General features: G+C 67.0%; 19 protein-coding genes. 15 read left to right on the forward strand and 4 right to left on the reverse strand.

The genetic code is table 11. The features are described 5' to 3' along the window. The first annotated feature begins 3 nt into the window (after positions 1–3). From BLQ85_RS03330 to BLQ85_RS03345, 4 genes are all read left to right on the forward strand, one after another. Positions 4–462 carry an ArsI/CadI family heavy metal resistance metalloenzyme gene (locus BLQ85_RS03330; protein ID WP_074574756.1) on the forward strand — a complete coding sequence of 153 codons (459 nt, stop codon included), beginning with the start codon at positions 4–6 and terminating at the stop codon, positions 460–462. Next, positions 456–1166 carry an aquaporin gene (locus tag BLQ85_RS03335; RefSeq protein ID WP_074575145.1) on the forward strand — a complete coding sequence of 237 codons (711 nt, stop codon included), beginning with the start codon at positions 456–458 and terminating at the stop codon, positions 1164–1166. The genes BLQ85_RS03330 and BLQ85_RS03335 overlap by 7 nt, the downstream gene beginning before the upstream one ends. Positions 1167–1198: 32 nt before the next feature. Further along, on the forward strand, positions 1199–2410 hold the full coding sequence (locus BLQ85_RS03340) for an MFS transporter (protein WP_074574758.1): 1212 nt from the start codon (positions 1199–1201) through the stop codon (positions 2408–2410). A 94-nt stretch (positions 2411–2504) separates the two neighbouring features. Further along, entirely contained in the window at positions 2505–3224 is a 720-nt protein-coding gene (locus BLQ85_RS03345; protein WP_083336718.1) for a TetR/AcrR family transcriptional regulator, read from the forward strand. Positions 3225–3261: 37 nt separating this feature from the next. Here BLQ85_RS03345 and BLQ85_RS03350 read toward each other — a convergent pair whose 3' ends face one another. From BLQ85_RS03350 to BLQ85_RS03360, 3 genes are read right to left on the reverse strand one after another with little or no spacing between them, the layout of a single operon-like run. Next, entirely contained in the window at positions 3262–3777 is a 516-nt protein-coding gene (locus tag BLQ85_RS03350) for a GNAT family N-acetyltransferase (RefSeq protein WP_074574761.1), read from the reverse strand. Beyond that, positions 3774–4640, reverse strand: coding sequence for an amidohydrolase family protein (locus BLQ85_RS03355; RefSeq protein ID WP_074574763.1), 867 nt, complete (start codon positions 4638–4640; stop codon positions 3774–3776). The genes BLQ85_RS03350 and BLQ85_RS03355 overlap by 4 nt, the downstream gene beginning before the upstream one ends. Beyond that, a complete protein-coding gene (locus BLQ85_RS03360; RefSeq protein WP_217631796.1) occupies positions 4637–5656 on the reverse strand; it encodes an aldo/keto reductase in 1020 nt (339 codons plus the stop codon). Before BLQ85_RS03360 ends, BLQ85_RS03355 begins: the two co-directional genes overlap by 4 nt. Positions 5657–5787: 131 nt before the next feature. Between BLQ85_RS03360 and BLQ85_RS03365 the strand changes: the two genes are divergently transcribed. The 11 genes from BLQ85_RS03365 (at position 5788) to BLQ85_RS03415 (ending at position 21608) form a co-directional block, all read left to right on the forward strand. Further along, positions 5788–6234 (forward strand): RbsD/FucU family protein, encoded by a 447-nt coding sequence (locus BLQ85_RS03365; protein ID WP_074574765.1) that lies wholly within the window; start codon positions 5788–5790, stop codon positions 6232–6234. 4 nt (positions 6235–6238) lie between these two features. After that, positions 6239–6946 (forward strand): GntR family transcriptional regulator, encoded by a 708-nt coding sequence (locus BLQ85_RS03370; protein ID WP_074574767.1) that lies wholly within the window; start codon positions 6239–6241, stop codon positions 6944–6946. Then, positions 6943–7875, forward strand: coding sequence for a dihydrodipicolinate synthase family protein (locus tag BLQ85_RS03375; RefSeq protein ID WP_074574773.1), 933 nt, complete (start codon positions 6943–6945; stop codon positions 7873–7875). Before BLQ85_RS03370 ends, BLQ85_RS03375 begins: the two co-directional genes overlap by 4 nt. Positions 7876–7937: 62 nt before the next feature. Continuing rightward, a complete protein-coding gene (locus BLQ85_RS03380; RefSeq protein WP_074574775.1) occupies positions 7938–8954 on the forward strand; it encodes a sialic acid TRAP transporter substrate-binding protein SiaP in 1017 nt (338 codons plus the stop codon). Positions 8955–8980: 26 nt separating this feature from the next. Then, on the forward strand, positions 8981–9460 hold the full coding sequence (locus tag BLQ85_RS03385; protein WP_074574777.1) for a TRAP transporter small permease: 480 nt from the start codon (positions 8981–8983) through the stop codon (positions 9458–9460). Next, positions 9457–10755 carry a TRAP transporter large permease gene (locus tag BLQ85_RS03390; protein ID WP_074574779.1) on the forward strand — a complete coding sequence of 433 codons (1299 nt, stop codon included), beginning with the start codon at positions 9457–9459 and terminating at the stop codon, positions 10753–10755. Before BLQ85_RS03385 ends, BLQ85_RS03390 begins: the two co-directional genes overlap by 4 nt. A gap of 8 nt (positions 10756–10763) precedes the next feature. Further along, positions 10764–11675, forward strand: coding sequence for a ribokinase (locus BLQ85_RS03395; protein ID WP_074574781.1), 912 nt, complete (start codon positions 10764–10766; stop codon positions 11673–11675). Between the two features lie 216 nt (positions 11676–11891). Continuing rightward, on the forward strand, positions 11892–13382 hold the full coding sequence (locus BLQ85_RS03400) for an efflux RND transporter periplasmic adaptor subunit (RefSeq protein ID WP_074575148.1): 1491 nt from the start codon (positions 11892–11894) through the stop codon (positions 13380–13382). 12 nt (positions 13383–13394) lie between these two features. Then, complete coding sequence (locus BLQ85_RS03405; protein WP_074574783.1) at positions 13395–16484, forward strand: efflux RND transporter permease subunit; 3090 nt, start codon at positions 13395–13397, stop codon at positions 16482–16484. A gap of 334 nt (positions 16485–16818) precedes the next feature. Further along, positions 16819–20166 (forward strand): efflux RND transporter permease subunit, encoded by a 3348-nt coding sequence (locus tag BLQ85_RS03410; protein WP_074574785.1) that lies wholly within the window; start codon positions 16819–16821, stop codon positions 20164–20166. Positions 20167–20177: 11 nt separating this feature from the next. Continuing rightward, the gene (locus tag BLQ85_RS03415; RefSeq protein ID WP_074575149.1) at positions 20178–21608 is read left to right on the forward strand and encodes an efflux transporter outer membrane subunit; all 1431 of its coding nucleotides are present in this window, start codon (positions 20178–20180) and stop codon (positions 21606–21608) included. A 37-nt stretch (positions 21609–21645) separates the two neighbouring features. Here BLQ85_RS03415 and BLQ85_RS03420 read toward each other — a convergent pair whose 3' ends face one another. Then, a complete protein-coding gene (locus tag BLQ85_RS03420; protein ID WP_074574787.1) occupies positions 21646–22143 on the reverse strand; it encodes a hemerythrin domain-containing protein in 498 nt (165 codons plus the stop codon). Positions 22144–22250: the final 107 nt, after the last annotated feature.

Raw genomic sequence — 22250 nt, forward strand, 5'->3', positions numbered from 1 at the left:
ACCATGAAACGCTTCCACGTCCACGTCCACGTCCACGTCAAAGACCTCGAAAAAAACATCGCCTTTTATTCAGCCATGTTCGACCAGCAGCCCGCGCGCACCGAAGCCGACTACGCCAAGTGGATGCTCAGCGACCCGCCGGTCAACTTCGCGATCTCCACACGCGGTGATGCGCCCGGTGTGGACCACCTGGGCATACAGGTCGACCAGGCTGAAGAGCTGGAGGCGCTGAAGGCCAACGCGACCCGGGCCGACATGACCTTGCTCGACGAAGGCCCCACCACCTGCTGCTACGCCCGCAGCGACAAATACTGGCTCACCGATCCGCAAGGCATTGCCTGGGAACAGTTCCACACGCTGGGCAGCATCCCGGTGTTCAGTGAGGTGAAGCCGGCCGCCGCTTCGGCCTGCTGCGCCGCGGCGCAGAGCAAACCATCGGGCGCGGCTGCGGCGTGCTGTTAAAGCCTGCAGCGGCCCCCCAAAGCCAGGAGCCCCGCCTTACATACCAGCTTGTCGCCGAGTTCACAGGCACGGCCGCCCTGCTCTGCGCCGTCATAGGCTCGGGCATCATGGCCGAGCGGCTTTCGGCCGGCAACATGGGCGTGGCCCTGCTGGCCAATACCCTGGCCACGGTGTTCGCGCTTTATGTGCTGATTGAATTGCTGGGCCCGGTCAGCGGCGCGCACTTCAACCCGCTGGTGACCTTGGTGCTCGGGCCCAAAGCAGCGGCCTCCGGCGAGCGCACGCCAAGAACCCTTTTGTTGATCACCAGCCAGCTGCTGGGCGCGGTCGCCGGCGCCTGGCTGGCCCATGCAATGTTTGACATGAGCCTGCTTCAGTTCAGCGGCAAAGCCCGCAGCGGCGCAGGCCAGTGGCTGGCCGAGGCCGTCGCGACCGCCGGACTGATTCTCGTCGTGCTGCGCGCGCCCGCGGCCAAGGCGCCGGCCATGGTTGCCTGCTACATAGGCGCGGCCTACTGGTTCACAGCGAGCACCTCCTTCGCCAACCCGGCGGCCGTGCTGGGCCGCATGCTCTCGGACAGCTTTGCCGGCATTGCGCCGGCCAGTGCCCCCGGCTTTGTGCTGGCCCAAGCCGCAGGTGCGTTGGTGGGCGTGGCGCTGCATCGGGCGCTGGGCGGGCAACAGGCAAGCGCCGGCCAGGGCTGAGGTCCGCGGCCTTTCTTGCTACCCTTGCAGCCGTGAGTCGAACAAGCAGCCGCGCCGCCACCATCGTCCAGCTGGGCATTGCCCAGACCCTGGCCTGGGCCTCCAGCTACTACGTGCCCGCCATCCTGGCCGTGCCCATGGCGCGCGAGCTGGGCGTCAGCACACCCACCGTGTTCGCCGCTTTCTCAGCCGCGCTGGTGGTCTCCGCCCTGCTGGGGCCGGCCGCGGGCAAGGCCATAGACCGCCATGGCGGCCGGCCGGTACTCAGCGCCAACAGCCTGGTGTTTGCCGCGGGCCTCGTTGTGCTGGCTCTGGCACAGGGGCCGGTGGGCCTGTTTGCCGGCTGGGTGATCCTTGGCGTGGCTATGGCCGCAGGCCTTTACGAAGCAGGCTTTGCCGCGCTGGTGCACCTGTACGGCAAGGATGCGCGCGGCGCCATCACCGGCATCACGCTGTTCGCCGGTTTTGCCAGCACCGTGGGCTGGCCGCTGTCGGCCTGGCTGGAGCTGGAATGGGGCTGGCGCGCCACCTGCCTGGCCTGGGCGGCGCTGCACCTGCTGCTGGGCCTGCCGCTGAACTGGCGGCTGCCGGCTTCGCCTGCATCAGACCTTCATGCCGCAACACCTGCGGACCCAGCCCCGCCCGAAGCGGCCGCATCCGCCACATCAACCACATCCGGCAGCGGCACGCGCACGGCGGTGCTGCTGGCGCTGGTATTTGCGGTGACCTGGTTTATCAGCACGGCCATGGCCTCACATTTGCCGCGCCTGCTGCAGGCCCATGGCGTGCCGCTGGCCACCGCGCTGGTCTTCGCCGGGCTGGTCGGCCCCGCGCAGGTGGCCGGCCGGCTGCTCGAATACGGCCTGCTGCGCAACATCCACCCGCTGGTCTCGGCGCGCGTGGCCGGCAGCCTGCACACGCTGGGCGCGGCGGCTTTCCTGTTTTTCGGCGTACCCGCTGGCGCGGTCTTCACCGTGCTGCACGGCGCCGGCAACGGTGTGCTGACGATTGCCAAAGGCACGCTGCCGCTGGTGCTGTTCGGCGTGCGCGACTATGGCGCGCGCCAGGGCCTCTTGATGGTGCCGGCGCGCTTTGCGCAGGCCACCGCGCCCTGGCTGTTCGGCCTGGCGATTGACCGCTTTGGCGCCCAGGCGCTGTGGTTTTCAGCGGCGCTCGGGTTGCTGGCTTTCGCGGCCTTGATGCTGCTGCACGACCCGTCCGCGACCGCCCCGCACCGGGATTGAGCCGCGCGCAAGCGTGCCCAGCTGGAAGCTGGACAGTGGTTTTTTTAATTAAACACTGTTTAACCAACTTCTCAAGGCGTTAAAGTGTTCCCCAATGATCAAACCCTCCAAAACCGGCAGCCCCGGCAAACCTGGCCGTGCGCGCACGGTGCAGAGGCCTTCCGTGGCCCGGGACGTCCGCCGGCAAGCGCTCACGGATGTCCGGCGCTCCCTGGTGCTCGATGCGGCGCGCGCCGTATTTTTCGAGCATGGGCTCGAAGGCACCAGCATCCGTGAGATCGCCCAGCGCGCGGGCTACACGCCGGGCGCGATCTACAGCTACTTCGCGAGCAAGGAAGAGGTTTACGCAGCCCTGCTCGGCGAATCGCTGGAGCGCCTGAACGAAAAGGTCCTGGCCGCGCGCGCGCAATCCCTTGGCGAAGCGGCGGCGGTGGGCCGCACCACGGCAGCCGCGTTTTTTGATTTCTACCGCGACAACCCGCGCGACCTGGACCTCGGTTTTTACCTGTTCCAGGGCATGCAGCCGCGGGGGCTGGCACCTGAGCTGGACGAGCGCCTGAAGCAGCGGCTGCGCGATGCGCTGCTGCCCACCCAGGAGGCGCTTGAGGCGCTTGGCATGCCCGCCGCCGAGGCGCTTGCCGAAATCACGGCCTTGTTCACGCACACGGTCGGGCTGCTGGTGCTCAGCCACACAGGGCAGATACGCATGTTCAAACAAGCGTCCCGGGACCTGTTTGAAAGCTACCTGGAGCGTCTGGTCGCGCGCGCCGGCGCTTCCTCTCGCAGCGCAGGCTCCAAGCAACCCAAGGCTTGAGCCCGCGAACGGCTCAAAGCCTGGTTGGCCGTAGCGCTCAGTCCAGCCACTTCTGGAAAAACCGCGCCTGGCCCATGGCCGGGTCCAGCTGGTAGCCCGCAAAGCCCACGCGCTCATACAGCCTGACCGCGCCCAGGTTGCCCTGCAGCACTTCCAGCGTCAGCTTGCAGGCGCCGCGCTCGCGCGAGATCTCATCCACCAGCGCCAGCATTTTCTCGGCGATGCGCCGGCCGCGGTGGTCGGGCAGCACGGCCACGTCGTGGATGTTGACCAGCGGGCGGCAGGCAAACGTGGAAAAACCTTCGATGCAGTTGACCAGGCCCACGGCCTCGTCGCCGTCGAACGCGAGCACGCTGAAGGCCTGCGGGCGCGCCGCGAGTTCCCGCGCGAGATGGGTTTTGGCGAAATCACTGAGCGGCTTGCCGCCGCCGGCCGGGTCCTGCGCATAACTGTCGAGCAGTTGCACCAGGGCACGCGCGTGCACCGGGTCGGCATAGTCGGCGCGGCAGACGCGCAGGGAAGGAGAAAAAGAAGAGGCAGCGGTTTCGGTCATACGGCGATTTTAGGGACGCCACTTTTTTGGGGAATGTGAAGCCCATAAAGCCTTATCGCGTTGCCGCCCATCACCGCCGCCTGGCTTTCCATGTCCAGGCCTTCCAGCAATTGCCGCGATACCGCCCACCACAGCGCGTAAGGAGCGGCCAGCTCCAGCACCGGCCAGTCGCTACCCCAGACCACACGGTCCGTGCCAAAGCTCTGCAGCACATGCTCGGCCCAGCGCCGCACCGCGCCCGGCGCGGGGCGCGGACCGGCTTCGGTCAGCAGGCCCGAGAGTTTGCACATGGCCTGCGTTTCTTTTGCGATGTGCGCGATGCCCTCGGCCCAGGGCTGCCATTGGCCCACCGCGATATCGGGCTTGGCGCCGTGGTCTATCACCATGCGCAGCCCGGGGTGGCGGCCGGCCAGGGTCAGGATGTGCGGCAGGTGCACGGGCTTGACCAGCGCGTCGAACACCAGGCCGCAATCAACCATCGCATGCAGGGCCGGGGCAAGCGCGGGCTGCAATATCCATTGAGGGTCGGCGATATCCTGCAGCATGGGCCGCAAGCCCTTGAGCCGCGGGTGCCGCGCCAGCACCTCTATGCGGCGCGGCGCGTCGGCCGCCAGCATGTCGACCCAGCCGACCACGCCCAGCACCGCCGGGTTGGCGTCGGCCTGGTCCAGCAGGAACTGTGTTTCCGCCTCGGTGGGCGCGGCCTGCACCAGCACGCCGCCGCGCACACCGTGCGGCCGCGACTGCGCCTGCCAGTCGGCCACGGCCACATCGCGGTAAAGAGGCGCCAGCGCCGGCGTGAGCCAGCCGTAGTCGCCGCGCGCCAATTGCCAGCAGTGAAAGTGCGCATCAATGATCTTCATGGTGTCGGTGCCTCCACAGGCAACAGGCCCTGGGCGCGCAGATCCGCCCAGAAAACCGCGGGAATCGGGTGCCGCATCATGGCCGCCGCATCGGCCCACTCGGCGACCCGGCGAGCACCCAGCATCACGATGTCGACGGCCGGATGGGCCAGCGGAAACTGCAGGGCTGCCGCGCGCAGCGGCACGCCGTGCGCCGCGCAAACCGACTCGATGCGGGCCGTGCGCTCCAGCCATTCGCGGGCGGCCGGCGCGTAGTTGAAGCTGGCGGTGCCGCCGCGCGCGCCGGTCGCCAGGATGCCCGAATTGAACACGCCGCCCAGCGCGATGCGCACGCCGCGCGCCGCGCACTGCGGCAGCAGCGCCGGCAGCGCGCTGTGGTCCAGCAGGCTGTAGCGCCCGGCCAGCATCAGCACGTCCAGCCCAGCTTCGCGCAGCACCTGCAGCACCACTTCCACATCATTGGTGCCCAGGCCGATGGCGCGTATCAAACCTTCGTGCTTCATCGCGCGCAGCGTGGGCAGGGTTTCATCCAGCAGCTGGCGCAGCACGGCCGGTGCCCGCTCGCCGTGCGAGGCTGCGTCCGGGTCGTGCACATAGACCACGTCCAGCCGCGGCAGGCCCAGGCGCTGCAGGCTGTCTTCCACGCTGCGGCGGGTGCCCGCGGCGCTGAAGTCCCACACTTGGTTAAAGGGCAGGATGTCCACATAACCGTGCTGGGCGCGCGCCGCGTTTTTGTCTGGCACCAGCAGCCGGCCCACCTTGCTCGACAGCACATAGCTGTCCCGCGGGTGGCCGCGCAGCGCGTCGCCCAGCCGCCGCTCCGACAGGCCGTGGCCGTAATGCGGCGCGGTGTCGAAAGTGCGGCAGCCGTCGGCCCAGGCCGCGTCGACCAGCGCCCTGGCCTCGGCATCGCTCACGGCGGCAAACAGGTTGCCCAGCGGCGCGCCGCCCAGGCCCAGCCGCAGGCCGCTTTCTTTACAGGCGGAAAACACAGGGGCCATGTCCAAAGTCGTCATGTAGAAACCAGTTTCAGGGTTAATCCTAATAAAAGTTCAGTTATGTTATGACTAACATGTCAGTTATCGACAGCGGGAAATCCCGAGGTTTTCACAAAAACCGGGCCTCCCTGCCAAGACCGCTTGCTCCCATGCTCAAGAACATTCCACCGCTGCTCACGCCCGACGCCCTGCATGCCCTGGCCAGCATGGGCCATGGCGATGACCTGGCGATTGTGGATGCCAATTTCCCGGCCGCCCAGGTGGCGCGCAAAAGCGGCGCCCGGCTGGTGCAACTGGCCGGCGCCACCGCCCCGCAGGCGCTGGCCGCCGTGCTGCGTTTGCTGCCGCTGGACGACTTCGTGCCCGAAGCCGCCTGGACCATGCAGGTGGTGGGCGACCCCGAGGCCGTTCCCGCGCCGGTGGCCGAATTTACCACCGTGCTGCACCAGGCCGGCGAGCGCCCGGCCGCCTCGCTGGAGCGTTTTGCGTTTTACGAACGCGCGCAATCGGCCTTCCTGATTCTTCAGACCGGCGAGCAGCGCAAGTACGGCAACATCCTGCTGCGCAAGGGCGTCATCGCGAGCGACCACGGCTGAGCTGATGAGCAACCCCACACCCCCCGCCCCCATCAGCCTGCGCGCGCAGGCTTATGAAAGTTTCCAGCAGCAAATCGTCGACGCCAACATACGGCCCGGGCAGTTCGTCTCGCAGCGCGAACTCATGCAGCTGCTGGGCATGCCGCTGGGCGCGGTGCGCGAACTGATCCCGCGGCTGGAAGCCGAGGGCCTGGTCAAGACCGTGCCGCAGCGTGGCCTGCAGGTGGCCCATGTGGACCTCAAGCTGATCAACAACGCCTTCCAGCTGCGCGGCCTGCTCGAGCGCGAGGCCGCCAGCCGCTTCGTCACCACGGTGTCCGACGCCGACCTGGCCGCGATTGAACAGGCGCACCTCAACATCGTGAAGCGCGCGCGCAAAAAGGCCATCGACGACGCGCTGCTCGAAGACGCCACCACGGTGGACTGGGGCCTGCACGACTTGATGATAGACACGCTGGGCAACGAGCTGATTTCCGAGGTCTACCGCATCAACAGCCTGCGGGTGCGCCTGATCAAGCTCGAAGCCTCCTCCCTTTCCCCGGATGTGCTGATTCCCGCGATGGAAGAGCACCTCTGGTTCATCGATGCCCTCAAGCGGCGCGACCCGCAAGCCGTGGTCGACCGCCTGGGCCATCACATCGAGAGCGCGCACCGACGCGTGCTCGGCCTGCCGCGGCCCGCAATGCCGTGGTCTCTGGAGATCCCTGAATGACGAGTTCCTTTCCCGCCGCCGAAAATTCCTTTCGCGGCATCTGGCCCGCCCTGCTGACGCCGCTGACGGCCGGCCTGGACATAGACCACGCCAAGTTCGCCGCCCACTGCAAGGCGCTGATCGCCAGCGGCTGCCCCGGCGTGACGGCTTTCGGCACCACGGGCGAAGGCCCGTCCTTTTCGCTGGCCGAACGCAAGGAGGCGATAGAGCAGCTCATCAAGAACGGCATTCCCGCCAGGCAGATCATGGTCTCGACCAGCTGCGCCGCCCTGCCCGAGACGCTGGAGCTCACGCGCCACGCCGTGAAAGCCGGCGTGCACGGCTGCCTGATGTTGCCGCCGTTTTTCCTCAAGGGCGTGTCCGACCAGGGCATCATCGACAGCTACCGCTACGTCATCGACGGCATGGCCGGCACGCCCTTCAAGCTTTACCTGTACCACATCCCCCAAGTCACGGGCGTGCCGCTGTCGCACCACGTGATCGCCACGCTTAAGAAGCAATACCCGGACACCATCGTCGGCATCAAGGACAGCGCCTGCAGCACCGAACACTCGGTGGGCCTGGCCAATGCCTTCATGAAGGACATGACGGTTTACGTCGGTTTTGAACCCGACCTGCCCGAGATGGGCAAGCGCGGCAGCACCGGCGCCATCAGCGGCGTGGCCAACTTCATGCCGCGCCTGGTCAAACGCCTGGTGACCGAACCCGCCGCGCCGGCGACACCCGCCGAACGCGAGCGCGTGATCAAGCTGATAGGCCTGCTGGACGGCTACTCGCTGATGCCCGCGCTCAAGGGCATCATGGCCATGCTGAGCGGCGATGCCGCCTGGCTGCGCGTGCGCGCGCCGCTGGTGGCTTTGACCGCCGACGAATACAAGGCGCTGGAAAAAACCATCAGCGCTTTCGGGATTGATACAAAATCCGAGTGACTGCCGAACGCCGACCCCGGGGCATGAGCCCAACAACGATTGACCTAAAAAAGGAGACAACCATGAAGACTTCCCTCTCGTCCACCCTTCGCCGCACCCTTTTAGCCGCGGCCTCCGCCACCTTGCTGATGGGCACGCTGCTGCCCGCGGCCCAGGCCCAGAGCAAGATGGTGCTGCGCGTCTCTACCCCGGCCGTGCCCGACGACTGGCACGCCAAGATGTGGACGGTCTTCAAGGACAACCTCGAAAAAAGCGCGCCCGGCGAATTCGACGTGCAGATCAACCTGAACGCCTCGCTGTTCAAGCAGGGTACCGAGCCGACCGCCATGGCGCGCGGCAACCTCGAGCTCTCCTCGATCTCGGCCTTCGACATCGCCAAGCTGGTGCCCGAGTTCTCCATCTTCACCGCCGGCTACATCGTGCGTGACCCGGACCACCAGCAAAAGGTGTTTTCCGGCCCCATTGGCACCGAGATGTTCAAGACCGTCTCGGAGAAGATGGAGGTGACCCCGCTGTCCACCGTCTACCTCGGCACGCGCCAGGTCAACCTGCGCGAGGCCCATAACGTCAAGGTGCCGGCCGACCTCAAGGGCATCAAGCTGCGCATGCCGGGCTCCAAGGAATGGCTGTTCCTCGGCGAGGCGCTGGGCGCCACGCCCACGCCACTGGCTTTCGGCGAGGTCTACCTGGGCCTCAAAACCGGCACCATAGACGGCCAGGACAATCCCCTGCCCTCGGTGCGCGCCGCCAAGTTCTATGAAGTCACCAAACAGATCGTCATGACCAGCCACCTGGTGGACGGCATCTTCATCTCGATTTCCAACAAGGCCTGGAACGCCATGAGCCCGGCGCAAAAGACCAAGGTCAAGGCGGCGGCCCAGGCGGCGGCGGTCTACAACAACGAAAACCGCATCAAGGAAGAAGGCCAGCTGGTCGACTTCTTCAAGAAGGAAGGCCTGCAGGTCACCACACCCGACGTGGACGCCTTCCGCAAGACGGTGCAGACCACCTATCTGAACTCCGAGTACGCCAAGGTCTGGCCCAAGGGCCTGCTTGAGCGCATCAACGCGACCAAATAAGTCCCGCGGCAAACACCACAACGCCCATGAAAAGCTGGCCCCAAAAGGCCGCCAACCTGATTGGCGGCGGACTCTTTCTGACCCTGTTCATCGTGTTCGTGATCCAGATCACGGCGCGCTTTTTCTTCGGCAAGCCCCTGGCCTGGACCGACGAGGCCGCCGTGATCCTGTATGTCTGGGTCATCCTGTGGGCCGCCGCCGTGGTCGTGCCCGAGCGCGAGCACGTGGTCTTCGACCTGGTCTGGAACAGCGTGCCCTATCGCGCGCGCCAGGCCATGGCCATTGTCGGCAACCTGCTGATCGGCGGCCTTGCGGCCTGGGGCATCCCGGGCTGCTGGGACTATGTGCACTTCATGGCCCGCGAGGGAACGCCCGTGCTGGGCGTGTCTTTCCAGTGGGTTTTCATGCCTTTTGTGCTGCTGCTCGCCGCCCTGGCGGTTCGCTCGGCCTGGGCGATCTGGAACGCGATCCGTGGCAAGGGTCTTGAAGCGGAGCTGCGTATATGACAAGCGGAATCTGGATATTGGTTGCGGTGCTGGCGGGCGGCATGCTGCTGCGCATGCCCATCGGTTTTTCGATGATCGCGGCCGGCATAGGCTATCTCGTGGCCAAGGGCCAGGACGTGGGCCTGGTGGCCGAGCAGATCGGCAACGGCCTGTACAACAGCTATGTGCTGCTGGCCGTGCCGCTGTTTGTGTTCGCCGCCAACATCATGAACGCGGGCACGGTCAGTGAACGGATCTTCGACTTCTGCCGCATCCTGGTGGGCCGCATGCGCGGCGGGCTGGCACAGGTGGACATCCTGGTCAGCGTGATCTTCTCGGGCATGAGCGGTAGCGCGATCGCCGACGCCGCCGGCCCCGGCCTGGTCACGATTCGCCAGATGCTCAAGAAGCCCGAGTACACGCGCGGTTTTGCCGGTGCCGTGGTGGTGGCCAGCGCCACGCTGGGCCCCATCATCCCGCCGTCGATCCCCATGGTGATCTACGCGCTGGTCTCGGGCGCCTCGGTGGGCGCGCTGTTCCTGGGCGGCGTCGTACCGGGCTTTCTGATGGCCGGCCTCATGATGGGCGTGGTCGCGATCATCGCCAAGAAGCGCAACATGCCGCGCGACGAGCCCGTGCCGCGCTCGGAATGGGCCGGCCTGATCTTTCGCGGCGCGCTGCCGCTGTCCATGCCCATCGTGCTGCTCGGCGGTATTTACTCGGGCATCTTCACGCCGACCGAAGCGGCCGCCGTGGCGGCCCTGCATGCGCTCATCCTCGCGGCCCTGGTGTTCCGGGCTCTGACCTGGCGCAGTTTCTGGGGCGTGGTGATGGAATCCACGCGCGCCAGCGCCGTGATCACCATGATCCTGGCCGGCTCCTTCATGCTCAACTACGCCTTCACCGCCGAAGGCGTGCCGCAGGCCATGGCCATGTGGGTCGACAGCATGCATTTCTCGCAGATCGGCTTCTTGCTGATGGTGAACGTCATGTTCCTGGTGCTGGGCTGCTTCCTCGATGTTTCGGTGCTGCTGCTGGTCTTTGTGCCCATGCTGCTGCCCGCGGCCAAGCTGCTGGGCGTGGACCTGGTGCACTTCGGCGTGCTGGTGGTGCTCAACATGATGATCGGCCTGATCCACCCGCCCTTCGGCATGCTGCTGTTCGTGACCAAGGCGCTGACCGGCATTCCCATCGGCGAGATGATGAAGGAAGGCTGGCCTTTCCTGGTCATGCTCCTGCTGTTGCTGCTGGCCATGACCTGCTTCCCGCAGATCGTGCTCTGGCTGCCCCAAACCATGGGTTACGGAGCGAAGTGACTCCCCGTATGAATGCCGACGTCGTCTGCGTCGCAAGCTGGAACGCCGACCTGATCTCCAAGGTGGCGCGGCCTATTGCCCGCGGCGAAACGCTGATGGCCAGCGACTTCAGCATCAGCCCGGGCGGCAAGGGCAGCAATGCCGCGGTGGCCGCCGCGCGCCAGGGCGCGCGCGTGGCGCTGCTGGCCCGCATAGGCGAGGACGACTTCGGCCGCATGGGCATGGCGCTCTGGCATGCCGAAGGCATAGACACCTCGCATGTCGAGCAGGTGGCCGGCGAGCGCAGCGGCGTCGCGCAAATCCTGGTCTATGAAGACGGCGACAACAGCATTGCCGTCTACCCCGGCGCCGGCAGCGGCCTGGGCGCGCGCCATGCACAGGCCGCGGCCACGCTGCTGGCGGGCTGCCGCGTCGTGATGGCTTCCTGCGAAGTGCCGGCCGAGGCCGCGCTGCAGGCCTTTGCCCTGGCCCGCGCGGCCGGCGCGTTGACCGTGCTCAATCCCGCGCCCGCGCGGCCGCTGGGCGACGAGATGCTCGCGCTGGTCGACGTGCTCACGCCCAACGAGAGCGAACTCCTTCTATTGGCCGGCCAGGCGCACGCCGGCTCGACCGACCAGGCCGCCGCGCGCCTGCTGGAGCGCGGTGCACGCGCCGTGCTGGTCACGCTGGGCGCGGCCGGCTGCCGCCTCTACCAGGCCGGCCAGGCGCCGCAATCGATACCGGGCCGCACCATGGCCGTGCGCGACACCATAGGCGCGGGCGACACTTTTACCGGCGCGCTCGCGGCCACGCTGGCACGCGGCGAAGCACTGCCCGCCGCCATGCAATGGGCCAATGCGGCGGCCGCGCTCTCGGTGACGCGCCACGGTGCCATAGACGGCATTCCGCGGCTGGCGGATGTGGCCGCGCTGCTCGGCTGAAACCACACGGCCTTTTTGCCCGTCGCCGTGTAGGCCCAAGGCCGCTTTACCGGATATTTACGCGCCTCTTTCGGGGCGTATACCTGCGCCCATGGGCTAGCAGTGATAATTCCTGAGCGCTGTGCGAGCGGGCCCTCGGGCTTGGCCGACAGCCTCATTCAATACAAAAAAATGCCGCATCCACCCGTGGGCGCGGCGGGCACCCAAGGACAGCCGATGGACCCGAAAGCCGAAACGCCGCAGCCCGGCGCCCAAACCCCTTCCCGCAAGCGCATCAGCCGCCGCACGTCCATCATAGGCAGCGTGATCGCCGTGGTCGCCCTGGCCGGCATAGGCTGGCTGGCCTGGCATTTGACCCACCCTTCCGCCGACGCCGCCGCCGGCGGTTTTGCCGGCGGCCGGCGCGGCGCGCCGGCCACCACGGTCGGCGTGGCCACCGCCGAACGCGCCAGCATCCCGATTGTTCTTGAGGCCCTGGGCACCGTCACGCCGCAGGCCAGCGTCAGGGTCACGCCCCAGGTCTCGGGCGTGATGCAGAAAGTGCTGTTCAAGGAAGGCCAGATGGTCAAGGCCGGCGAGCTGCTGGCCACCATAGACCCGCGCCAGTTTGAAATGGCGCTGATGCAGGCCACCGGCCAGCGCCAGCGCGACGAGGCCCAGCTCGACAGCGCGCGCGTGCAGCTGCAGCGCTACAAAACCCTGCTGGAGCAGGACTCCATCGCCCGCCAGGATGTCGACACCCAGGCCGCGCTGGTCAAGCAGCTCGAAGGCACCGTGGTTGTCGACAAGGCCAACGAAGGCACGGCACGGCTCAACCTCGGCTACACGCGTGTGGTCGCGCCCGTGAGCGGCCGCGTCGGCCTGCGCGCCGTGGACGTGGGCAATGTGGTGAGCAGTGGCGACGCCAACGGAATCGCGCTGATCACCCAGATCACGCCCATAGACGTCGTCTTCGCGATTCCGCAGGACCAGGTCGGCGAGCTGCAGCAAAACGCCGCCAAGGGCATCGCCATGCAGGTCACCGCGCTCGACAGGACGCGCGCCGTCACGCTGGACACCGGCAGCTTCGCCTCGCTGGACAACCAGGTCGACATCACCACCGGCACGGTGAAGGCCAAGGCCCGCTTTGCCAACAGCGAGTTCAAGCTCTACCCCAGCCAGTTCGTCAATGTGCGCCTGCAGGTGCGCACCATCGACAACGCCATCGTGGTGCCGGTCACGGCCGTGCGCATGGGCAGCAGCGGCGAGTATGTTTATGTGGTCAACGCCAAGGAGCGCACCGTCTCGCTCAGGCCCATCAAGCGCGGCCAGGCCACCGTCGACAAAGTCGTGATCGCCTCCGGCCTGGAGGTGGGCGAGCGTGTGATCACCGAAGGCGCGGACCGGCTCAAGGATGGCGCGTCCGTGGTCCTGCCCGGCGATCCGCCCGGCGGCGGCGGCAAGCGCCAGCGCGGCGCGGCCTCCGCGCCCGGCGCCGGGGCTTCCGCGCCCGCGGCAAGTGCCTCAGCCCCGGTCACAGCCGCAGCTGAAGGCCCAACCCCGGAACAGCGCAAGCGCATGCTGGACCAGGTCAAGGACGACCCGGAGGCCCTGGAACGCCGCCAGCGCTTTCTCGCGGCCATAGACGCCGGCGACCCCGCCGCGCTCGAACGCTGGCGCGGCATGAGGGAAAAGCGCCAGGGCGGCGGGTCGCGCAGTGAAAAATAGGGGTCTCGCCGCATGAGTCCCTCACGCCCGTTTATCCTGCGCCCGGTCGCCACCTCGCTGCTGATGGTGGCCATCGTGCTGGCCGGCCTCGTGGGTTTCAAGTTTTTGCCGCTGTCGGCCCTGCCGCAGGTCGACTACCCGACCATCCAGGTGCAGACGCTCTATCCCGGCGCCAGCCCCGAGGTCATGGCCCAGACCGTGACCGCGCCGCTGGAGCGCCAGTTCGGCCAGATGTCCGGGCTGCAGCGGCTGAGCTCCACCAGCGCGGCCGGCGTCTCCATCGTCACGCTGCAGTTCGGCCTGGGGCTGACGCTGGACGTGGCCGAGCAGGAAGTGCAGGCGGCCATCAATGCAGGCGGCTCGCTGCTGCCGGCCGACCTGCCCGCCCCGCCCGTGTATGCCAAGGTCAACCCGGCCGACGCGCCTGTGCTCACGCTGGCCATCACCTCCGACACCCTGCCGCTCACCGAGGTACAGAACATCGTCAACACGCGGCTGGCGCTCAAGATCAGCCAGGTCAACGGCGTGGGCCTGGTCTCGCTGAGCGGCGGGCAGCGCCCCGCCGTGCGCATACAGGCCGACACGCGCGCCCTGGCCTCCTACGGCCTGGGCCTGGATTCGCTGCGCACCGCCATCAGCGCCGCCAATGCCAACGGCGCCAAGGGCAGCATTGACGGACCCACACGCTCCTACTCCATCAATTCCAACGACCAGCTGGTCGCCGCCAGCGACTACCAGCGCCTGGTCATCGCCTACCGTAACGGCGCGGCGATTCGTGTGTCCGACGTCGCGCAGGTGGTCGACAGCGCCGAGAACATCAAGCTCGGTGCCTGGTCAGGCCTCAAACCGGCCATCATCCTCAACGTGCAGCGCCAGCCCGGCGCGAACGTGATCGCCACGGTGGACGCCATCAAGGCGCGCCTGCCCGAGCTGCAGGCCGGCCTGCCCACCGCGCTCAATGTCGACGTGCTCAGCGACCGCACCACCGGCATACGCGCCTCGGTGCTGCATGTCGAAATCGAGCTGGTGCTGGCCGTGCTGCTGGTGGTGCTGGTGATTTTTGCGTTTTTGCACAGCCTGCGCGCCACCGTGATCGCCAGCCTGGCCGTGCCGATTTCGCTGGTCGGCACCTGCGGTGCGATGTACCTGCTGGGCTACAGCCTGAACAACCTGAGCCTGATGGCCTTGACGATCGCCACCGGCTTTGTGGTCGACGACGCCATCGTGATGATAGAAAACATCTCGCGCTACATCGAGGAAGGCGAGGACCCCATGGCCGCGGCCCTCAAGGGCGCGACGCAGATCGGCTTCACCATCATCTCGCTAACGGTCTCGCTGATCGCGGTGCTGATCCCGCTGCTCTTCATGGGCGACGTGGTGGGCCGGCTGTTCCGCGAGTTCGCCGTCACGCTGGCCATCACCATCCTGATCTCCGCGGTGGTCTCGCTGACCCTGGTGCCCATGATGTCGGCGCGCTGGCTCACGCGCCACCCCGAGGGCGAGGTCGAAGGCGGTCGCTTCGGCCAGGCCATGCAGCGCTTTTTCGACAAGGTCATCCACCACTACGACCGCTGGCTGACCTGGGTGCTCAAGCGCCAGGGCCTGACCCTGCTGGTGGCGCTGGCCACGCTGCTGCTCACGGTGCTGTTGTATGTGCTGATCCCCAAGGGCCTGTTCCCCACGCAGGATACCGGCCAGCTGCAGGCCCGCATCGAGACCGCGCAGTCCGTGTCCTACGCCCGCATGGCCGGGCTGCAGCAGGCAGCCGCCAAGGCCATCCTCGAGGATCCGGACGTTGCAACGCTGAGTTCATTCATAGGCGTGGACGCGGCCAACAACACCATGCTGCACACCGGCCGCATGCTGATCAACCTCAAGTCCAGCCGCAGCGGCAGCCAGCAGGAGACCATGGACAGGCTCAAGGAGCGCGTCGGCCAGGTGGCCGGCGTGACGTTGTATTTGCAGCCCACCCAGGACTTGACGATTGACGCCGAGACCGGCCCCACGCAGTTCCGCGTCTCGCTTGAGGGCTCGGACAATGCCACCGTGGTGCTCTGGGCCAACAAGCTCGCCGAGCGCATGCGCCAGCTGCCCGGCGTACGCAACGTCGCCTCCGACGCCGGCTCCAGCGGCGCCTCGGCCTATATCAACGTGGACCGCGACACCGCCTCGCGCCTTGCCGTCACCACTTCGGCTATCGACGACGCGCTGTACAGCGCCTTCGGCCAGCGCATCGTCTCCACCATCTTCACCGAGACCAACCAGTACCGCGTGATCCTCGAAGCCATGCCCGACCCGCTGGCCACGCCCGCCTCGCTGGGCGCGCTGCGGCTCAAGACCAGCTCGGGCAGCACCACGCCGCTGTCGGCGATCGCCACCATACGCGAGCAGCCCGCGCCGCTACAGATCACCCGCGTGGCCCAGTACCCGGCCACGACCCTGGGCTTTGACACCGCGCCCGGCACCTCCCTGGGTCGCGCCGTCGACGAAATCCGCCAGGCCGCCAAGGACGTGGGCCTGCCCGGCAGCGTGACCCTGAGCTTCCTCGGCGCGGCCGGCGCCTACCAGGCCTCACTGTCCAACCAGCTGTGGCTGATCCTCGCCGCCGTGATCTGCGTCTACATCGTGCTGGGCGTGCTCTACGAAAGTTATATCCACCCGCTGACGATTCTCTCCACCCTGCCCTCGGCCGGCGTGGGCGCCCTGCTGGCCCTCATGCTCAGCGGCTCCGACCTGGGGGTCATAGGCATCATAGGCATCATCCTGCTGATAGGCATCGTGAAGAAAAACGCCATCATGATGATCGACTTCGCGATTGATGCCGAACGCAACGAAGGCAAGTCCCCCCAGGAAGCGATCCACCAGGCGGCCCTGCTGCGCTTCCGCCCCATCCTCATGACCACCCTGGCCGCCCTCTTCGCCGCCGTGCCGCTGATGCTGGGGTTTGGTGAGGGCGCCGAGCTGCGGCAGCCGCTGGGCTTGTCGATTTTTGGCGGGCTGATTGTGAGCCAGATGCTCACGCTGTTTACCACGCCCGTCATCTATCTGGGGTTTGACCGGTTGGGGCGGAGGTTTGGGCGCAAGAAAGAGGTTCTTGCGTGAAAGCCTCTTTTTGCTTGCCAGCCGGGTGCACTCTGCCGAGTTCTGCTGGCCGGGGGTTGCCCGGCGGCAACTCACTTTTCTTTGCTTCGCCAAAGAAAAGTAAGCAAAAGAAAGGCGACCCTGGTTCCTGCGTCCCCTGCGCTTCGCTCCGGGGCAACCTGCGGTGCTCGGTCCAGACGGGGTCAAAAACAACTCGCTTCGCTCAAACAAGTTTTTGCCCTGATCCGTCTGGCCCTGCGCTCCTCGGCGCATCCACAAGGGGTGGGGAGAGGAATACCAATACCGAATACCAAACAGCCCAAGACAGGCCTGGCTCGATCGAGGGAGTCAGGCCATGAATCTCTCAGAGCCGTTCGTCCGGAGGCCCGTCGCGACCGTTCTGCTAACCATCGGCCTGGCTCTGGCCGGCATAGGCGCCTTCTTCGTCCTGCCGGTCTCCCCCCTCCCGCAGGTGGACTTTCCCGTGATCTCGGTCAGCGCCACCTTGCCGGGTGCCAGCCCCTCGACCATGGCCAGCAGCGTGGCGACGCCGCTGGAGCGGCGACTGGGCATCATCGCGGGTGTCAATGAAATGACCTCCTCGAGCGGCAGCGGCTCGACGCGCATCAGCCTGCAGTTCGACCTCAACCGCAAAATCGATTCGGCCGCGCGCGAGGTGCAGGCCGCCATCAATGCCTCGCGGGCCGACCTGCCGGCCAGCCTGCGCAGCAACCCGACCTACCGCAAGGCCAACCCGGCCTCGGCGCCCGTCATCATCCTGGCGCTGACCTCCAAGACGCGTTCGCCGGGCCAGATCTATGACGAAGTCTCCAACCTGGTGCAGCAAAAAATCGCCCAGGTGCCGGGCGTGGGCGACGTCGAGCTCGGCGGCGGTTCGCTGCCCGCGGTGCGGGTGGAGCTCAATCCCTTCGCACTGAACCGCTACGGCGTGGCCGCGGAAGACGTGCGCGCGGCGCTGCAGGCCTCCAACGCCAACCGGCCGCGCGGTGCCATCGAGGGCAACGGCCAGCGCTTCCAGATCTACACCGGCGCCAACACCGCCAGCGGCGGGCGCCGCGCCGCCGACTACCAGGACCTGGTCGTCGCCTGGCGCAACAACGCGGCCATACGCCTGCGCGACGTGGCCGAGGTGCAGGACGGCGTGGAGAACACCAACACGCTGGGCCTGTTCAACGGCGAGCCGGCCGTGATCGTGCTGGTCACGCGCCAGCCGGCCGCCAACGTGATTGAAACCGTGGACGGCGTGCGCGACCTGCTGCCCGAACTGCAGGCCCAGCTGCCGCAGGACGTGCGCCTGCAGGTCGCCTCCGACAGCACCAACTCGATACGCTCCTCGCTGCATGAAATCGAGCTCACGCTGATCATCTCCATCGTGCTGGTGGTACTGGTCGTCAGCGCCTTTTTGCGCAGCGCGCGCGCCACCATCATCCCGGCGGTGGCCACCGTGGCCTCGTTGCTGGGCACCTTCGGCGTGATGTACCTGATGGGTTTTTCCCTCAACAACCTGAGCCTGATGGCGCTCACGGTGGCCACCGGCTTTGTGGTCGACGACGCCATCGTGGTGCTGGAGAACACCAGCCGCCACATCGAGGCCGGCATGGACCGCTTCAAGGCCGCGCTGCTGGGCGCGCGCGAGGTCGGTTTTACCGTGTTGTCCATCAGCCTGTCGCTGGTGGCGGTGTTCATCCCCCTGCTCTTCATGGGCGGGCAGATAGGCCGGCTGTTCCGCGAGTTCGCCGTCACGCTGTCGGCGGCCGTGCTGATCTCGCTGCTGATCTCGCTGACCACCACGCCCATGATGTGCGCCTGGCTGCTCAAGCCCGACGCGCACAGCACCCCCCCGGGCCGCATTGCGCGCTGGTTTGAAAGCGCCTTCAAGCGTGTGCACCGCAGCTATGAAACCAGCCTGGACTGGGCGCTGCACAGCAAGCTGCTGGTGATGCTGATCCTGGCGGCCGTGGTGGGCTTGAACGTCTACCTTTACGTGAAAGCACCCAAGGGCTTTTTCCCGCAGCAGGACACCGGCCAGATCAACGGCGGCCTGCGCGCCGACCGCAGCATCTCCTTCCAGGCGCTGCAGGGCAAGCTCAGGCAGCTGGTCGAAATCATCCGCGCCGACCCGGCGGTGGACACCGTGGTCGGATTTACCGGCGGCTCGCGCGCGGGCGGCGGCTTCATGTTCATCAACCTCAAGCCGGTCGGCCAGCGCAAGGAAGGCGGCCAGGCCGTGATCACGCGGCTGCGCCCGCAGCTCGCGCAGGTGACGGGCGTGAGCCTCTTCCTCAACACCGTGCAGGACCTGCGTGGCGGCGGGCGCCAGACCAATTCAACCTACCAGTACACGCTCAAGAGCGACAACGCGGCCGACCTGAGCCAGTGGGCCACGCGCCTGGCCGAGCGCATGAAAACCCAGGAAGCGCTGACCGACGTGGACACCGACCAGCAGGAAAACGGCGTGGAAACCATGGTCACCGTCGACAAGGACAGCGCCGCGCGCCTGGGCATCAGCTCACGCGACGTGGACAACGCGCTCTACGACGGCTTCGGCCAGCGACAGGTCGCCACGATTTACGCCGAACTCAACCAGTACCACGTGATCATGGAGGTCGCGCCGCGCTACACGCGCAGCCCCGAGTCGCTCAAGGACATCTATGTGCCGGCCAAAAATGCCGGGGGCGGCACGGGCAGCGCCACCAGTACCAGCACAACAAGCGCCACAAGCACCACGACGGCCGCCACCGGGTCCACTTCAGGCACGGCCGGCAGCACGGGCACATCCGGCAGTTCGGCCGCCACCACAAGCAGCACAACAAGCAGCACCACGCCCACCATCAGTGCCAATCCCGGCCTGCGCGATTCCTCGAGCGGCAATGTGCTGAGCACCTCTCCCAGCACCATGGTCCCGCTGTCGGCGATCGCGCGTTTCAGCGAGAACCCCACGGCGGCCTCCATCAGCCATGAGGACGGCGAACTCTCGACCACCATCTCCTACAACCTGGCCGAGGGATTCACGCTGAGCGACGCCGAGGCGGCGGTGCGCCAGTCCGAGGCCGACATACGCTTGCCCACCAATGTGCGTGGCAGTTTTTCCGGCACGGCACTCAGCGCGCAGCAATCGCAAGGCCAGCAGCCGCTGCTGATCCTGGCCGCGCTGGTGGTGATCTACATCGTGCTGGGCATCCTGTATGAAAGCCTGATCCACCCCATCACCGTGCTCTCTACCCTGCCCTCGGCCGGCGTGGGCGCGGTGCTGGCGCTGCTGATGTTCAAGCTGGACTTCTCCATCATCGCGCTGATAGGCATCTTCCTGCTGATCGGCATCGTCAAGAAAAACGCCATCCTGATCATCGACTTCGCGCTGGAGGCCGAACGCGCGCGCGGCATTTCGGCGCTGGAAGCGGTGCGTGAAGCCTGTTTGCTGCGTTTCCGTCCCATCCTGATGACCACGCTGGCCGCCATCCTGGGCGCGCTGCCGCTGGCCATAGGCTTCGGTGAAGGGGCCGAGTTGCGCCGGCCGCTGGGCATCGCCATCATCGGCGGGCTGATCGCCAGCCAGCTGCTCACGCTGCTGACCACGCCGGTGGTCTACGTGTTGATGGACAAGCTGCGCCGCCGCAGCCCTCTTGAGCGCCAGCTCAGCCGCCATCCCGGCGAAACCGATGCGGCGCCGCAAACGCCATGATGGACAAGACCATGAAGAACCTCTCCCACACGCCCTGTTTTGAACGCCGGCTCATCGCCGCCGCCCTGCTGGCCTTGCTCGCTACCGGCTGCGCCGTCGGCCCAGACTACAAGCGGCCCACCACCGCCGAGGTCAGCAACTTCAAGGAAGCCGAAGGCTGGGTGCCGGCCGCGCCGGCCGATGCGCTGGAGCGAGGCCCATGGTGGAGTTTGTTCAAGGACCCGGTGCTGGACCAGCTGCAGTCGCGCGTCGATGTCTCCAACCAGAACGTCGCGCTGGCCGTGGCCGCCTATGCCCAGGCGCGCGCGCTGGTACGCGAGCAGCGCGCCTCGCTGTTTCCCACGGTCACGCTGGACGCCGGCGCCACGCGTTCGCGCGCCAGCGGCAATGTCGCGACCAACAGCACCGGCCGCGTCGGCAACAACTACCAGCTCAGCATAGGCGGCAGCTGGGAGCCCGACGTCTGGGGCCGCCTGGGCCGCGCGGTGGACAGCGCCACGGCCGGCGAACAGGCCAGCGCCGCCGATCTGGCCTCGGCCAAGCTCTCGGCCCAGGGCGAGCTCGCCGCCAACTATTTTTCGCTGCGCCAGACCGACGCGCAGAAGGCCTTGCTGGAGACCACGCTGGCCGGCTACCAGCGCGCGCTCGAAATTACGCAAAACCGCTACAAGGCCGGCATCGCCGCCAAGACCGACGTGCTGCAGGCGCAAACCCAGCTCGCCAACGCCCAGGCCGACAATGCCGGCCTGGTGCGCCAGCGCGCCCAGCTTGAGCACGCGATCGCCGTGCTGGTCGGCGAAGCACCCGCCAATTTCAGCCTGCCGCCCGCCGCCTGGAACCCGCTGGTGCCCGAGGTACCGCTAGGCGTGCCTTCAGCCTTGCTGCAGCGCCGGCCCGACATTGCCGCGGCCGAACGCCGAGTGGCCTCGGCCAACGAACAGATAGGCATCGCCAAAAGCGCCTACTTCCCCAGCCTGTCGCTGAGCGCCTCGGCCGGCACCGGCGCCAGCCGCGTGGCCGATTTGTTCAAGGCGTCGAGCAGCGTCTGGTCCCTGGGCCTGTCGGCCGCACAACTGATTTTTGACGCCGGCGCCACCGGCGCACGCGTGGACGGCGCGCGGGCTGGTCACGAACAGGCCGTGGCCCGCTACCGCCAGACCGTGCTGGTCGCCTTCCAGGATGTGGAAGACCAGCTCTCCGCGACCCGCGTGCTGGCCACACAGCAGGAACTGCGCCGCCAGGCCTCGGAAGCGGCCGACCAGGTCGAGCAGCAAGTGCTCAACCGCTACCGCAGCGGCCAGGTTGGCTACACCGAAGTCATCACCGCCCAGGCCACAGCCCTGAGCGCGCGCCGCGCCCTGGTGCAGGCCATGGCCGACCGCCAGACGACCGCCGTGGCGCTGATCCAGGCGCTGGGTGGGGGTTGGCAAGCCAAACAATAGGCTGCGGCGCACCAAGGCCCCGGTAGTGCAAGCCGCACTATGCAGCGGGCTCAAGCGCCGGGCTGCCGGAACAGCCAAGGCCGCCGCAACCCTGAATGGCGTCCCTGGGCAGCGCTTGCGGCATGCTCACCACACCCGTCTCCGGGTCGTAGCCGATGCCGCGCAGGTGCAGCGCCAGCGCGGCATCCATGGTCTGCGCATGCTGCGGAAACCACAGGGCCAGTTCCCTGGCCATGTGGCGCACGGACGCGAAGTCCCCGGCCTGGGCCATCAACAGGCCTTCGCGCATGACCTGCAGCACCACCTTGTGCTGCACGGTATGGCAATTGGTGGATGAAAACCGCGTGTCCAGCATCCAGCGATCTTCGCGGCTGAAGTGCTCGTCGGTGTGCTCCACCAGCGTGCACCAGTGGCCGGCCAGCGCATCGTCCGCCGCGCTTTCCACCTGCGCCAGCAACTCGACAAACTCCCGGTGCGTGTCATCCATGGTGGGCAGTCCGAGCACCAGGGCGTCAGACCATTGAAGATTCGGCATGTGTGTGCTTCCAGCATTGCAATGCCCCAGCGTAAGCCAGGGCATGTCGCACAGACTTGATCCATGTCATGGATCGCGCATTCACGGTGGCAAGCCGTGTTTTGGCG

Origin of the sequence: Polaromonas sp. JS666, assembly GCF_900103405.1 — a bacterium.
In the GTDB taxonomy this organism is placed as follows: Bacteria; Pseudomonadota; Gammaproteobacteria; order Burkholderiales; family Burkholderiaceae_C; genus Polaromonas.

Excerpts from the sequence above, each read along its gene's own strand:
- BLQ85_RS03420 (WP_074574787.1), bottom strand. The coding sequence starts at position 22,143 with ATGCCGAATCTTCAATGGTCTGACGCCCTGGTGCTCGGACTGCCCACC.
- BLQ85_RS03370 (WP_074574767.1), top strand. The coding sequence starts at position 6,239 with ATGAGCAACCCCACACCCCCCGCCCCCATCAGCCTGCGCGCGCAGGCT.
- BLQ85_RS03390 (WP_074574779.1), top strand. The coding sequence starts at position 9,457 with ATGACAAGCGGAATCTGGATATTGGTTGCGGTGCTGGCGGGCGGCATG.
- BLQ85_RS03365 (WP_074574765.1), top strand. The coding sequence starts at position 5,788 with ATGCTCAAGAACATTCCACCGCTGCTCACGCCCGACGCCCTGCATGCC.
- BLQ85_RS03380 (WP_074574775.1), top strand. The coding sequence starts at position 7,938 with ATGAAGACTTCCCTCTCGTCCACCCTTCGCCGCACCCTTTTAGCCGCG.
- BLQ85_RS03410 (WP_074574785.1), top strand. The coding sequence starts at position 16,819 with ATGAATCTCTCAGAGCCGTTCGTCCGGAGGCCCGTCGCGACCGTTCTG.
- BLQ85_RS03400 (WP_074575148.1), top strand. The coding sequence starts at position 11,892 with ATGGACCCGAAAGCCGAAACGCCGCAGCCCGGCGCCCAAACCCCTTCC.
- BLQ85_RS03405 (WP_074574783.1), top strand. The coding sequence starts at position 13,395 with ATGAGTCCCTCACGCCCGTTTATCCTGCGCCCGGTCGCCACCTCGCTG.
- BLQ85_RS03330 (WP_074574756.1), top strand. The coding sequence starts at position 4 with ATGAAACGCTTCCACGTCCACGTCCACGTCCACGTCAAAGACCTCGAA.
- BLQ85_RS03375 (WP_074574773.1), top strand. The coding sequence starts at position 6,943 with ATGACGAGTTCCTTTCCCGCCGCCGAAAATTCCTTTCGCGGCATCTGG.
- BLQ85_RS03395 (WP_074574781.1), top strand. The coding sequence starts at position 10,764 with ATGAATGCCGACGTCGTCTGCGTCGCAAGCTGGAACGCCGACCTGATC.
- BLQ85_RS03360 (WP_217631796.1), bottom strand. The coding sequence starts at position 5,656 with ATGACGACTTTGGACATGGCCCCTGTGTTTTCCGCCTGTAAAGAAAGC.
- BLQ85_RS03415 (WP_074575149.1), top strand. The coding sequence starts at position 20,178 with ATGAAGAACCTCTCCCACACGCCCTGTTTTGAACGCCGGCTCATCGCC.
- BLQ85_RS03350 (WP_074574761.1), bottom strand. The coding sequence starts at position 3,777 with ATGACCGAAACCGCTGCCTCTTCTTTTTCTCCTTCCCTGCGCGTCTGC.
- BLQ85_RS03355 (WP_074574763.1), bottom strand. The coding sequence starts at position 4,640 with ATGAAGATCATTGATGCGCACTTTCACTGCTGGCAATTGGCGCGCGGC.
- BLQ85_RS03385 (WP_074574777.1), top strand. The coding sequence starts at position 8,981 with ATGAAAAGCTGGCCCCAAAAGGCCGCCAACCTGATTGGCGGCGGACTC.
- BLQ85_RS03345 (WP_083336718.1), top strand. The coding sequence starts at position 2,505 with ATGATCAAACCCTCCAAAACCGGCAGCCCCGGCAAACCTGGCCGTGCG.